This is a genomic window from Vibrio sp. TBV020 (assembly GCF_046056895.1).
GTDB lineage: Bacteria > Pseudomonadota > Gammaproteobacteria > Enterobacterales > Vibrionaceae > Vibrio.
On record NZ_JBEEAQ010000003.1, the window covers coordinates 2829589 to 2843017 of the forward strand.

Genomic DNA, 13429 nt, shown 5'->3' on the forward strand with positions numbered 1-13429 from the left:
TACCCTTATGATCCTCACCAAACCCTCTGACTTTCTATCGTATGAATATTGTCGTTCTTGGTCCTGGTGCAATCGGCTCCTTGTGGGCATCCTATCTGAATAATGCTGGTCATTCCGTTTCTGTTTGGTCTCGCCACCCACAGTCACCGATTTCAATCCAAAGAGATGAACTCCCTACAACCGAATTCGCTAACCAGTCAGAACAAGCCATTCAAAATGCCGACCTATTGCTTGTCACTCTAAAAGCTCCACAAGTTAAAGCTGCCTTATCTGAGCTACAACCGTTAATCAATAAAGAGACGATTATTGTCTTAATGCATAACGGGATGGGCACCGCTGAAATAGTCTCTGCTCTGTTCGTTGATAACCCTTTAGTGCTTGCGACCACCACTCATGGCGCGTATCGAAAGTCTCCTCAGAACGTTTTACATACCGGTTTGGGTAACACAGAACTCGGTGGATATAACTCTGCAGGAAAACGCTGTGATTTCTTAGCTGACGTGTTTCAACATGCACTTCCTGAAGTGATATGGAACCCTACAATTCTCACTGCGCTTTGGAATAAACTGGCGATCAACTGTGCGATTAACCCTCTGACTGCAATCCACCAAATCACCAATGGCGAACTTGCACAGCCTGAATTTCAGTCGCAATTGAGTGACGTGATACAAGAGGTGAGCTTGACCATTCAAGCTGAAGGTATTCACATCAGTGAAGCGCAACTGACGCAATCGGTAAAAACGGTTATTGAGGCAACGGCTAAGAACCTATCTTCTATGCAGCAAGATATTGTTCATCAACGTCAAAGCGAGATAGACTTTATTACTGGGTATTTGATAAAGAAAGCCCAAAGCCACAACATCGCAACACCAATGAATCTGTCGTTATTTAATGCAGTAAAAAACATCGAACAAGGTTGGAATTAACCATGACAAAAAAAGTCCTCGTCCCTATTGCTCCTGGCACAGAAGAAATGGAAGCTATTACGATCATCGATATGATGGTACGAGCAGGTTATGAAACCGTTGTCGCCAGTGCCGACTTCGATGGCCAGTTAACAATGAAAGCTTCACGTGGTGTGGTATTGACGGCTGATTGCAAACTGGTCAATATTGCCGATGACGAGTTTGACGCAGTGATCTTACCCGGTGGTGTTGAAGGCGCTGAAACCTTCAGAGATAGCACAATCTTGGTCGAGATTGTTCGTCAGCAAATGTATGAGGGCAAACTAGTCGCAGCGATCTGTGCAGCTCCTGCTTTAGTACTTGCTCACCACGGCCTATATGCTGATGCACTAATGACCTGCCACCCAAGTTTTGAAAGCCACATCAACCCAAAGAAATGGCGTGTTAAACGTGTTACTTATGACATTAACCATAATGTATTAACCAGCCAAGGCCCTGGGACCGCACTAGAATTTGCCATGGAAATCATTATCAACTTATCAGGTAAAGCACACGCTTGGACAGTCGCTGAACCAATGGTGACCATCCCTACATTGCAATACCATAAACTGGGTGACGAGTAATGCTTAACGTTCAAGAGGTTGTTGAACAATTTCCAGCCCTGCTACAACAAGTAAATGACCAACGACTAGTATATTTGGACAGTGCAGCAACAACACAGAAACCCCGTTGTGTTATCGATACTATCTCAGAATACTACAGTCATCAGAACGCCAACGTACACCGTGGAAGTCATAGCTTAACGGCGAAAGCCACTAGCCAATTTGAATCGGCACGTGAAACCGTGGCTCGTTATTTAGGGGCAGCTTCAAGCAAAGAGATCGTTTGGACTCGTGGAGCAACGGAAGCGTTAAACCTTATCGCCCAAACTTACGCTAGGAATACACTCAAAGCGGGTGACGAAATTTTGATTAGTGAGATGGAGCATCACGCGAATATTGTCCCGTGGCAAATTGTTGCAGAGCAAACAGGAGCGAAAGTCGTCAAAGTTCCGATGACAACTGAGTGCCAGTTTGATTTAGAAGCTTTTAAATCTCTCCTTTCGGAGAAAACAAAGATTGTCGCATTAGCACATATCACCAATGTGACGGGAACACGTCAACCTATTGAAGACGTTATTGCACTTGCCCACCAAGCTGGCTCTGTTGTGGTTGTCGATGGTGCTCAAGGCATTGTTCATGAACAAGTAAATGTGCAGTCGCTAAACGCCGACTTTTACGTTTTTTCTGGACATAAACTTTACGCACCAGCTGGTATCGGCGTACTTTATGGCAAGCTCGAACTACTTGAATCAATGCCACCATGGCATGGCGGTGGCAAGATGGTTGAGAAAGTTTCATTTGAAGGGACGACGTTCAGCCAGTTACCCGGAAAATTTGAAGCGGGTACACCCAATGTTGCTGGCGCTCTTGCATTAGAAACGGCGATAAATTGGTACCAAAACTTTGACCAGCAAGCAGTCGAAGCACATATTCATCAATTGGTGAGCGATGCCTACGCGCGACTCAATGCGCTGGAAGACATTGAAGTGTTAGGCTATCAAAAAGGCTCTTCAGTCTTATCGTTTGTTATGGAAGGGGTGCATCATCAAGATATTGCTACCCTACTTGATCAACAAGGTATTGCCGTTCGAGCAGGACATCATTGTGCTCATCCTCTTATGGATGCCTTGAATGTCAGAGGAACAGTAAGAGCTTCCTTCGCCATCTACAACACTATGGAAGATGTAGACAGATTTATTGCGGCGGTCGAGAAGGCCGTAGATATGTTATAAATGCAAAAAAGGTCGGCAGAATGCCGACCTTTTTAATTCTTAATTAAAGCTCATCAAACGCTTCAATCGCCTCTGAAAGCTTCTTCACTCCGTGAATTTGCATGCCAGGAATACCACCTTTAGGCATATTCGCTGCAGGAACAATTGCTTTCTTAAAGCCATGTTTAAACGCTTCATTTAGGCGCTCTTGACCACTTGGTACAGGGCGGATTTCACCCGCAAGGCCCACTTCGCCAAACACCACCACATCTTTTGGCAGAGCTCGGTCACGAAAACTCGACAATAACGCCATCACTAGTGCTAAGTCGGCACTGGTTTCCGTTACTTTTACACCACCAACAACATTTACAAACACATCTTGGTCAGCCATTTGTAGGCCACCATGTTTATGCAATACAGCCAGTAGCAAAGATAAACGGTTTTGTTCAAGGCCCACCGCGACGCGACGTGGATTTGCCAATTGTGAGTAATCAACCAAAGCCTGAATCTCAACCAATAGTGGGCGCGTTCCTTCCCAGACTACCATAACAGAGCTGCCCGACGTTTCCTCTTCACCACGAGATAAAAAGATCGCTGAAGGGTTACTGACTTCTTTCAGGCCTTGTCCAGTCATCGCAAACACACCTAGCTCATTCACCGCACCAAAACGGTTCTTGTGACTACGCATGGTTCTAAATCGGTTATCTGTACCGCCATCAAGCAATACAGAACAGTCAATGATGTGCTCAAGTACTTTAGGACCAGCGAGTGTTCCATCTTTGGTCACATGGCCGACGATAAAGACAGAAACATTGTTTTGTTTAGCGTAGCGGGTGAGCGCGGTGGCTGATTCACGCACTTGAGCCACACTGCCCGGTGACGATTGAACATCGGCAACGTGCATTACCTGAATAGAGTCGATCACCATGATCTTCGGCTGCTCTTTTTCAGCTATCTGGCAAATTCGATCGACGTTGGTTTCCGACAGCATTTTTAAGTTCTCTTTCGGTAAACCCAACCGAGATGCACGCATCGCAACCTGTTGTAAGGACTCCTCACCAGTCACGTAGAGCGTCGGCATTTGAGACGCAAGGTAACACATTGTTTGAAGCAACAACGTTGACTTACCTGCACCAGGGTTACCACCAATTAATATTGCAGCTCCCGGAACAACACCGCCGCCGAGCACACGGTCAAACTCTTTGAAGCCACTGGTAAAGCGCGGCACTTCTTGCAAGTCTATTTCAGATAAAGTCTGAACCTGAGTTTCGCCAGAATTGCCCGCATAACCCGTTAAACGCTCATTTCGAGCAGCTGCTGGAGATGCAGCTAATCTCACTTCGCTTATTGTATTCCATGCACCACACGCGTTGCATTGCCCCTGCCAACGCGGAAAGTCCGCACCGCAATCATTACATACGTATGCTCTTTTCGCTTTTGCCATGTAACCTCAGGTAATTAAATTGGTATTTGTGACATAAACTGCACCCTCAGCCGCTTATCTCACATAGAAACTTGATTCGCAGTAACATATCACTAAAGATCTTAATATCAAGGCCGATATCAAGAGTAAGGAATACTCTAACAAAAAAATATGCAGCAGCCAGAAATACTCTCTTTAGCAGAGCGATTAATTCCAGCATACCACGCACAGGACTTCGAACTCCTTCTCAACCAAATGACAGAGGGCGAGCCACCATCGACTAAAATCTTGGTCAAGATGGAACTCAATCGAGTGATGGCCCCTTGCACCAAGCCGATTGATCTCCGCGGTAGAGTGAAAGGAGAGTGCCGAGCATACGACCTAGACGGTTTAAAGCACTGGCTTGATGATGTTGCCTTTAACGCCTACCACAAGAATACGCGCAAGTTTGGCGGCTATACTGAAGGCGTATGGGAAGCATTGGTCAATACTCACAATAACTTCCGCGTTATGCAGAAACGAGGCAAGCCAATTGGAACTGAGGTTGCTGCCAACCCAAATGGTTTAGATGTCGAGGCAATCACACTCGGCTACGATCTTAAACGTAAAGAAAACCGTTTAAAAATTTCTTCTCAAATAGAAATCAAACTCGCCAACAACCAAATTGTAAATGCGTTGACGGTTGACGTATCCCCTTCTGGCGCAAAATTCAAAGCCCCCTCTGCATTCGATTACAAATTAGGGGAAGTGGTTGATGTTACCTTCGTCGAACTTGCGAAATCATTAGATGTTGAGGGAATTGAACACTCTGTCCCTTATCGTATTGTTGGAATTGATGAATCGTATGAAAACGACGCTGTAAAATTCTTGCGTCTACTCAAACTCGATACATCGAACCTTGTTGAGGTCGTCATTGAGCGTCTGCTACAAAACGATGTACAAAAAGCCCGTCATGATAACCAAGATAAGATAATTCGAGCTCGTGCTCGTGGCTTTGAACACACATACTTAAAGCATACGTGTAATCTGCCAGTGTTTTTTAGCGGTAATGAGCTAAAACTGGTACTGATGACAGAAAACAATCGTCCGATCTGGCAATACTGGCACGACGAAAGAAATCAGCAAACCTTGAGCAGTCTATTCCATCAAAAGCGAATGTCTCAACTAACCGCTGAAGGGGTAAAAGGCAGTAGTAACGTCATCTATTCGTTTACTCATCAACATAAAGATAAAAGCCTATTCTTTTCGATGATGATGCCTGAAGCGTCTCGTGAACTACGCCAACTGTTCTGGCATGTTGGTGCAAAAAAAGAGAGTTGGAAAGCGTTTCGACTTTCTGTATTCGAACTTTCCCCGGACGAAAAGAAAGAATTATCACAGCATTACAGTGAGTTAGACTTAGAGGCAGAAACGCTAACTCACTGCGGTATTTTGCAAGAAATCTCTGATGAAAACAGCCGCCATGATTACTTGCTTACGGACAAGCCTCGCTTAGCTGCAAACGAACTAAACCAGTTCAGGCATGCTCGTAACCCAACAACAAATCCTGCATGTATCTATTTCGATGCGCAATCCCGTCGTCGTGAACCAAGATATCAGTTCAAATCTCCTTTAGTTTTAACTGGGTCTAACGGCGTAGAGATAGAAGGAACAACCATAGATATTTCGAAGCATGGTGCTAATGTTGCTCTAGCCTCTCCAAGTACTCTCAAGGCTGGTGAAGCGTGCTTCATTAACTTCAAAGAACTTCAACTCTATGACAAGAACCTACCATTGAGCGAAGTCCCTTATGAGGTAATTCGAATCAGTCCTAGTGGTAAACGATTGCAGTTTGCCATTGAAGAGTCGAGTCAGATAATGCGGACCATCAGCTTCTTTGGTCGCTTAATCGATCACAACCAAGATAAGTTGATTGCGAAAAAAGAGTTACTGCCAAGTAATGAACTTTTAGAAAGTTTGCATGATATTTTACTCGATAAGATGGTCAGCTCTCCTCTCTACATCGAGAAAAAGGGCAATAGCCTTCGTCCAAAAGCCATTGGCGTTAATTATCCACTCAACTCCTATTTAGCGATTTTGGCAAAACTAGGTGAAGGGCCAAACTTTTCACTAGGACCAATCTACAAAGGCCATACTAATACATTACTCGCACAGCCTATGAAGCGCATTGAAGGTGCAGAGCCTCAGTATCATGAGCTATACCTTAGCGCTAATAAGTTTGGAACTCGCATTCAGTCCGTTGAATCCAAACTAACGAGCGAGTTTGAAAACGTCAAAGAGCGAATTGCTTTTATTAAGCGGGCGCAGTTAATGGGAGAGTTTTACGCAATCCGAATCTGTGGTGCCCCTGTCTTTGATCCAATAACGGCACTGGTTCGAAAGGACTTAGAGGAACTGACACAAATCAGCATGCATCAAGCACGCAGCCTAGAAAAAGAGATTAACAACATTGTCGGGTATGGTGAACTGACCGATATCACCGAAGAAGTCTTAATTCGCTTAGAACTGACAAAGTAGGATTTAATAACATAAAAAAGCGAGGCTATGGCCTCGCTTTTTTATCGAAGATAAGTCTATGGTTGTGGTTTAAAGCTTACTCGTTTCTGCTTAACCAACATTGCCGATAGAATACAGATAATACCACCGAGTCCAACGTAGCGAACGGCACTTTTTGCCTGCTGTTCTACTTTTGGTTTAGCGTGATACGCGATACCTAGACCAGCTGCATCCATCATCACTAAGTCATTAGCACCATCACCAACTGCAATGGTATTATGCGGTTCAATTTCATATTGCTCAGCTAACTGCTCCAAGATCTCAGCTTTCGTTTGTGCAGAAACAACATCACCCAGCACCTTGCCTGTAAGCTTTCCATCGACAATTTCAAGCTGATTAGATTGAGCATGATCTAGACCAAGTTGCTCTTGTAAGTAATCAGAGAAGTAAGTAAAACCACCAGATGCAATGGCCGTCTTCCAACCATATTGTTTTAAAGTTCCAATCAGCTCAGGAAGATCCGGCATAAAAGGTAACTGCTCACGCACCGCACTTAAAATACTTTCGTCAGCTCCGGCTAATTTACCAACACGTTGGCGCAGGCTTTGCTCAAAGTCGAGTTCCCCTTGCATTGCACGTTCCGTCACCTCTGATACTTCGTCACCAACGCCAGCCAGTTTGGCGATTTCATCGATACACTCAATTTGGATCGCCGTTGAGTCCATATCCAAAACGATCAAACCAGGCTTGGTCAGATCTGGCATATCATGAAGAGGCGAGTAATCGAGCTCAAGAGCTTGCAATATCTCTTCGTGCTGCTCGGTTAGCTCACCCGCCATCAAAGCGACTTCATACTCACCAACCTTCCAAGTATCGACAACTGCATTGTAATAACCAACAAAGAAGTCGATATCTTCAAACTTACTTGGGCAAAGATAATGACCAAAGACAACCCAACCAGCTTTCGCTTTATCAAACTGAGTCGCGAGGCGGGTTTCCGGGAGGCGAGTAATTAAAGGGGTATGTTTACGTATAGAAAGGGGCTTTAACGAGTCCATGTCAATCATTCCTAAAAAATCTCTCAACACGTTAACCTATTGCAATTTACCTGTGCAAGTCTCAATATGCTCTAAAGTATAATTATCCTTTATTTGGGTGAAAAATGGACTCATCTCTATTTTCTTTTCGTATCGCATTGAAAGTATTAGCAACGATTTTTTTGATTGCTATGGTCGCGACTATTGGTATCAATAGCGTCAAGATCACCAAGGGTAATGAGCAGATTCAAGCAAACCAATTAGAAACACTAACGGGCATTCTTATCTCTCAGGCTTCTTTGTCCGCCAGTGATATGATAGTGACTCAAGACCAAGAGCGTTTATTGAAACTAACCAACCAATTGGCGAAAGATAACTTGGTTGTTGATGCGACGGTTTATGATGCGGAAGGTGTGAAACTCGCCGCTAGTAATCAAGCGAAGTCAGTACGTGAAATGCTTGGGCTTGATACTCCTCTTCAGACTGCACGTATTGGCAAGCAGCAACTCATTGAGCCCGTCTTAAAAGATGGTACCGTGATTGGCTTTATGCGTATTACCTTTGAAACAGGTAAATTGACGGCATTTTCAGACCACTACTACCGGAAAAGTGACCGCTACATGTACACCATGGTTGGAATGAGTTTTATCGCAGGTTTACTTCTTACTCTGATCATTCGCCGTAAGCCGAACAAACGTAAAGGCGAAAATTTGCTACTAAAAGATATGTCGTAAATACCAAAAAACAAAAAGGGTTGATGCTTGGCATCAACCCTTTTTTCTTAGTCTTCACTCTTTAGAATGGCTCAATATTATTCTTCATCACCAAGAAGAACTGAATCCAACGCGATGATCATCATATCGTTGAACGTGGTTTGACGCTCATCAGATGTTGTTTGCTCGCCAGTCTTAATGTGGTCAGAAACAGTACAAATAGTTAATGCTTTTGCACCGTATTCAGCACAAACGCCGTAGATACCTGCTGCTTCCATTTCAACACCGACAATACCGTACTTGTCCATCACATCGAACATTTCTGGATCTGGTGTGTAGAACAACTCAGCAGAGAATAGGTTGCCCACTTTAACTTCAATACCACGAGCTTTCGCTGCGTCTTCTGCTGCACGTACCATTTTGTAGTCAGCAATTGCAGCAAAGTCATGACCTTTAAAGCGAATGCGGTTAACTTTAGAGTCAGTACAAGCGCCCATGCCGATTACTACGTCACGAACTTTAATATCTTCGTTTACCGCGCCACAGCTACCTACACGAATGATCTTCTTCACACCAAAGTCTTTAATTAACTCAGTTGCGTAAATAGAACATGATGGGATACCCATACCATGGCCCATTACAGATACCTTACGGCCTTTGTAAGTGCCCGTGAAGCCGTACATATTACGTACGTCACATACCTGTACAACATCTTCCAGGAACGTTTCTGCAATGTATTTAGCTCGTAGTGGGTCACCCGGCATTAAAACAACATCTGCGAATGCACCCATTTCTGCGTTGATATGTGGAGTTGCCATGATTCAATTTCCTTTTATTAAACTAGGTTAAGTTTAAGCAAACAAAACAATAGAGGGACATGCCCTCTATTGATAATAACTTATGTGAATTACAGGAAGTTTTTACCGTAATCCATTGGTGATGTACCAAAGTGGCTTGCTAGCGTTTGGCCAATATCAGCAAACGTATCACGAAGGCCTAGAGAGCCAGCTGGAACTTTAGCACCGTAAACAATCACTGGGATGTGCTCACGTGTGTGGTCCGTACCAGGCCAAGTTGGATCACAACCATGGTCAGCCGTTAGGATAAGAACATCGTCTTCTTCCATCAGCTCCATTACTTCATGGATGCGGCCATCAAAGTATTCTAATGCTGCAGCGTAGCCAGCAACATCACGACGGTGTCCGTACGCTGAGTCGAAATCTACAAAGTTGGTAAATACGATAGTGTTGTCACCGGCTTCTTTGATTGCGTCTTTTGTTGCTTCAAATAGTGCTGGGATGCCCGTTGCTTTGGTCTTCTTAGTGATACCACAGCCCGCGTAAATATCAGAGATCTTACCAATCGAGTGAACTTCACCATTTTTCTCTTCAACAAGCTTCTGAAGAATTGTCGCTGAAGGCGGTTCAACGGATAGATCACGACGGTTACCCGTACGCTCAAATTGGCCTTTACCTGGGCCAATGAATGGACGCGCGATAACACGACCAATGTTGTAGTCTTCTAGCTCTTCACGTGCAATTTGGCAAAGCTCTAGCAGGCGGTCTAGGCCAAATGTTTCTTCATGACATGCAATTTGGAATACAGAGTCTGCAGAAGTGTAGAAGATTGGTTGGCCAGTCTTCATATGCTCTTCACCTAGGTCATCAAGAACTTGAGTACCCGATGCGTGGCAGTTACCTAGGTATCCATCAAGGCCTGCACGCTCAAGAATGCGATCTGTAAGCTCTTTAGGGAAGCTGTTTGTTTTATCAGTAAAGTAACCCCAGTCGAACAGTACAGGTACGCCTGCGATTTCCCAGTGACCTGACGGAGTATCTTTACCAGAAGAGAGCTCAGCCGCGTGACCGTAAGCACCGATGATTTCAGCGTCTGCATCAAGACCCGGGGCAAAAGCGCCTGTCGACTCTTTGTGCGCCATTGCTAGACCAAGTTTAGATAGGTTAGGTAGTTTTAGCGCGCCGCTACGATCAGCATTATCTGCTAAACCTTTATCACACTGCTCTGCGATATGGCCTAGAGTGTCAGAACCCACATCACCAAAATCTTTCGCATCAGCTGTTGCGCCGATACCAAATGAATCTAAAACTAAAATAAATGCTCTTTTCATTGCTCTCTTCCTTTGACCGGCCGAGAGACAAATGCTCAATCGGCCAATCTAATAATAATAGTAATTCTACTCAAGATAGTTGGACTTGCAGCTAGGCAACAAGCAAGCGAATCCCCTGAGCATAGCTCGTCTATGTGACAGGGGCGGCCGGCGTTCCGGTGAGCGAGCGCAGTTAACGCCGCTGCAAGTTCAAATATGAAGAGTTTAAAGGTCTTCCGCGCGAATCTGACGATACACCTCAGGCGTTGGCGTGTATTCGCCGCCAATTGTAATAGCTGCCTTCAATGCGTCAGCTGCTTCTTGCCACTGCTGCTCTGTGCGTGCATGAATTACGGCTAGAGGCTTATCATTAGACGCTTGTTCACCCAAACGAATAAAGCCATCAAAGCCTACTGCGTAGTCGATTACGTCAGTTGCAACGCGGCGACCACCGCCCATAGCAACAACCGCCATACCAATTGCACGCGTGTCCATTGCTGAAACAACACCAGGCTCATCAGCAAATACTGGCTTGATGATTTCCGCTTTTTCTAGGTAGTTATCGTAGTTTTCAACGAAATCTACTGGGCCGCCAAGACCTGCCACCATCTTGCCAAAGCACTGTGCCGCTTTACCGTTATCCAGCACTTCCATCAGCTTCGCACGCGCATCTTCTGTGCTATCAGCAAGTTTTGCCAATACCAACATTTCTGCACATGACGCCATCGTTACTTCAAGTAGACGAGGGTTACGATATTCACCTGTTAGGAACTGAACCGCTTCACGAACTTCTACTGCGTTACCTGCAGATGAAGCCAGCACTTGGTTCATATCGGTTAGGATTGCAGTCGTCTTAGTACCGGCACCGTTTGCTACCGCAACAATTGATTTCGCTAACTCTTCTGATGCTTCGTAAGTTGGCATAAATGCACCAGAACCTACTTTTACATCCATTACTAGCGACTCAAGGCCCGCTGCTAGTTTTTTAGATAGGATCGAAGCTGTGATTAGCGAAATGTTATCTACCGTCGCTGTGATATCACGAGTAGCGTATACACGCTTGTCAGCAGGCGCTAAGTCGCCCGTTTGACCAATAATTGCTACGCCAGCGTCTTTGGTTACATCACCAAACACTTCATTAGTCGGTGTGATGTTGTAGCCTGGAATAGACTCAAGTTTATCTAGCGTACCGCCTGTATGGCCAAGACCACGACCAGAGATCATAGGAACAAAACCGCCACATGCTGCCACCATTGGACCAAGCATTAGTGAAGTTACATCACCTACACCACCAGTTGAATGCTTATCAACAATTGGGCCGCCAAACTCTTTGTGGCTCCAATCAATTACCATACCAGAGTCACGCATTGCACAAGTCAGTGCGATACGCTCAGGCATCGTCATTTCATTGAAAAAGATAGCCATTGCAAATGCAGCGATCTGACCTTCAGATACTGTATTCTTTGCAACACCTTGAATGAAGAAGTTAATTTCGTCGGCAGTTAGAACTTCGCCGTCACGTTTTTTACGAATAATTTCTTGAGGTAAGTACATTAGATCCTCCCATGCTTTGAGCAGCAAGGTTGTAAGGTAAAGAGGTAATGTGGAGCAGCGGCTTGCTACTCCACCAAACAGACTTTGTTTTATTTACTCTCGAACGAGAGAATTAGTATGCTGCTGGATCAGCAGTCTCGTCTGTCACTTCTAATGTATTAAGTAGGTTAGTTAGCAGGCTTGACGCACCGAAACGGTAGTGACGAGCATCAACCCAGTTATCACCTAGGATTTCATCAGCCATTGCAAGGTACGCTGCTGCGTCTTCTGCAGTACGAACACCACCTGCTGGTTTGAAACCAACTGTTTCAGCAACACCCATATCACGAATCACTTCTAGCATCATACGTGCGTATTCTGGAGTTGCGTTTACTGGCACTTTACCAGTTGAAGTCTTAATGAAATCTGCACCTGCTTTGATACAGATTTCAGAAGCTTTCTTAATTAGTGCTTCTTCTTTTAGTTCACCTGTTTCGATGATCACTTTAAGAAGGATGTCACCACACGCTTCTTTACATTGCTTAACTAGCTCGAAGCCAACCTCTTCGTTACCTGCCATTAGAGCACGGTAAGGGAATACTACGTCTACTTCATCTGCACCGTAAGCTACTGCCGCTTTTGTCTCAGCAACTGCGATCTCAATGTCGTCGTTACCGTGTGGGAAGTTAGTTACAGTTGCGATGCGAACTTCTGGCGTACCTTGCTCACGAAGTGTCTTCTTAGCAATAGGAATAAAGCGAGGGTAAATACAAATTGCAGCTGTGTTACCTACTGCTGATTTTGCGTCATGACATAGTGAAATAACTTTCGCGTCAGTGTCGTCATCATTCAGCGTAGTTAGGTCCATTAGTTTAAGTGCACGTAGTGCTGCTGCTTTTAAATCGCTCATTTCTATCTCCGATCAATATTCAAAAATTTTACTGCACAACTCGATTATCCAAGTTGGCGATGTAGTCATTAATGAACGGACTTGGTTCCTTGAAGACTCAGGGGTAAACAGCGAATTAACCCCTAATTGCTATCCTTGTCACCGCACAGTACCAGTTTGGTCTATGGCACAACAATCTTCGATTGCGGTGTCTAACGTATAAGGGCTATTGCCCTAGCAACTCTCGTTGCTGCCAGCGTCAATCATACTCCTTGTATTAATTATCGCTAGCGAAAAACATTTTCATTCATCCGAATGTATATAAGTAAGCCGTTGTATCATCCGATCCAACGTTGCAGCGCTTTATTGCTAAGCGTTACCCTACTTCTTACAACTATACATTATAGATATTTATCGAAAATCTGTAGTGGCTCATAGAGCGCAAACGGTTTGTATCTCAAAAAAGACTCTGTTTAACGTTTGCTCAATCTTCTCACTAAGCAATCGCTTTGA

11 protein-coding genes are annotated in these 13429 nt (G+C 44.6%); 5 read left to right on the top strand and 6 right to left on the bottom strand.

Annotated elements, in window-relative coordinates:
* Positions 1-41: 41 nt before the first annotated feature.
* Genes panE through csdA form a run of 3 tightly spaced genes read left to right on the top strand, consistent with a single transcriptional unit; the run spans position 42 to position 2739 of the window.
* A complete protein-coding gene (panE, locus tag AAFX28_RS20975) occupies positions 42-926 on the top strand; it encodes a 2-dehydropantoate 2-reductase (RefSeq protein ID WP_408690498.1) in 885 nt (294 codons plus the stop codon).
* 2 nt (positions 927-928) lie between these two features.
* Entirely contained in the window at positions 929-1528 is a 600-nt protein-coding gene (locus AAFX28_RS20980) for a DJ-1 family glyoxalase III (protein WP_408690499.1), read from the top strand.
* Positions 1528-2739, top strand: coding sequence for a cysteine desulfurase CsdA (csdA, locus tag AAFX28_RS20985; protein WP_408690500.1), 1212 nt, complete (start codon positions 1528-1530; stop codon positions 2737-2739). Before AAFX28_RS20980 ends, csdA begins: the two co-directional genes overlap by 1 nt.
* 43 nt (positions 2740-2782) lie before the next feature.
* On the opposite strand, the gene radA is transcribed toward csdA, so the two are convergent.
* On the bottom strand, positions 2783-4162 hold the full coding sequence (gene radA, locus AAFX28_RS20990; RefSeq protein WP_408690501.1) for a DNA repair protein RadA: 1380 nt from the start codon (positions 4160-4162) through the stop codon (positions 2783-2785).
* 150 nt (positions 4163-4312) lie between these two features.
* On the opposite strand from radA, the gene AAFX28_RS20995 reads away from it, so the two are divergent.
* Positions 4313-6658: a PilZ domain-containing protein gene (locus AAFX28_RS20995; RefSeq protein WP_408690502.1), complete on the top strand. Its 2346-nt coding sequence runs from the start codon at positions 4313-4315 to the stop codon at positions 6656-6658.
* Positions 6659-6714: 56 nt separating this feature from the next.
* On the opposite strand, the gene serB is transcribed toward AAFX28_RS20995, so the two are convergent.
* Entirely contained in the window at positions 6715-7695 is a 981-nt protein-coding gene (serB, locus tag AAFX28_RS21000; RefSeq protein ID WP_408690503.1) for a phosphoserine phosphatase, read from the bottom strand.
* A 104-nt stretch (positions 7696-7799) separates the two neighbouring features.
* Here serB and AAFX28_RS21005 point away from each other — a divergent pair, with 104 nt between their 5' ends.
* Entirely contained in the window at positions 7800-8408 is a 609-nt protein-coding gene (locus tag AAFX28_RS21005) for a YtjB family periplasmic protein (protein ID WP_408690504.1), read from the top strand.
* Positions 8409-8485: 77 nt separating this feature from the next.
* Here AAFX28_RS21005 and deoD read toward each other — a convergent pair whose 3' ends face one another.
* From deoD to deoC, 4 genes are all read right to left on the bottom strand, one after another.
* Complete coding sequence (gene deoD / locus AAFX28_RS21010; RefSeq protein ID WP_408690505.1) at positions 8486-9205, bottom strand: purine-nucleoside phosphorylase; 720 nt, start codon at positions 9203-9205, stop codon at positions 8486-8488.
* An 89-nt stretch (positions 9206-9294) separates the two neighbouring features.
* A complete protein-coding gene (locus tag AAFX28_RS21015) occupies positions 9295-10515 on the bottom strand; it encodes a phosphopentomutase (RefSeq protein WP_408690506.1) in 1221 nt (406 codons plus the stop codon).
* A 204-nt stretch (positions 10516-10719) separates the two neighbouring features.
* Positions 10720-12048, bottom strand: a complete 1329-nt coding sequence (deoA, locus tag AAFX28_RS21020; protein ID WP_408690507.1) for a thymidine phosphorylase — start codon at positions 12046-12048, stop codon at positions 10720-10722.
* Positions 12049-12160: 112 nt separating this feature from the next.
* Entirely contained in the window at positions 12161-12937 is a 777-nt protein-coding gene (gene deoC / locus AAFX28_RS21025) for a deoxyribose-phosphate aldolase (RefSeq protein WP_408690508.1), read from the bottom strand.
* Positions 12938-13429: the final 492 nt, after the last annotated feature.

Coding starts and splice junctions, on each gene's coding strand:
- panE (WP_408690498.1), top strand. CDS start 42: ATGAATATTGTCGTTCTTGGTCCTGGTGCAATCGGCTCCTTGTGGGCA.
- AAFX28_RS20980 (WP_408690499.1), top strand. CDS start 929: ATGACAAAAAAAGTCCTCGTCCCTATTGCTCCTGGCACAGAAGAAATG.
- csdA (WP_408690500.1), top strand. CDS start 1,528: ATGCTTAACGTTCAAGAGGTTGTTGAACAATTTCCAGCCCTGCTACAA.
- radA (WP_408690501.1), bottom strand. CDS start 4,162: ATGGCAAAAGCGAAAAGAGCATACGTATGTAATGATTGCGGTGCGGAC.
- AAFX28_RS20995 (WP_408690502.1), top strand. CDS start 4,313: ATGCAGCAGCCAGAAATACTCTCTTTAGCAGAGCGATTAATTCCAGCA.
- serB (WP_408690503.1), bottom strand. CDS start 7,695: ATGGACTCGTTAAAGCCCCTTTCTATACGTAAACATACCCCTTTAATT.
- AAFX28_RS21005 (WP_408690504.1), top strand. CDS start 7,800: ATGGACTCATCTCTATTTTCTTTTCGTATCGCATTGAAAGTATTAGCA.
- deoD (WP_408690505.1), bottom strand. CDS start 9,205: ATGGCAACTCCACATATCAACGCAGAAATGGGTGCATTCGCAGATGTT.
- AAFX28_RS21015 (WP_408690506.1), bottom strand. CDS start 10,515: ATGAAAAGAGCATTTATTTTAGTTTTAGATTCATTTGGTATCGGCGCA.
- deoA (WP_408690507.1), bottom strand. CDS start 12,048: ATGTACTTACCTCAAGAAATTATTCGTAAAAAACGTGACGGCGAAGTT.
- deoC (WP_408690508.1), bottom strand. CDS start 12,937: ATGAGCGATTTAAAAGCAGCAGCACTACGTGCACTTAAACTAATGGAC.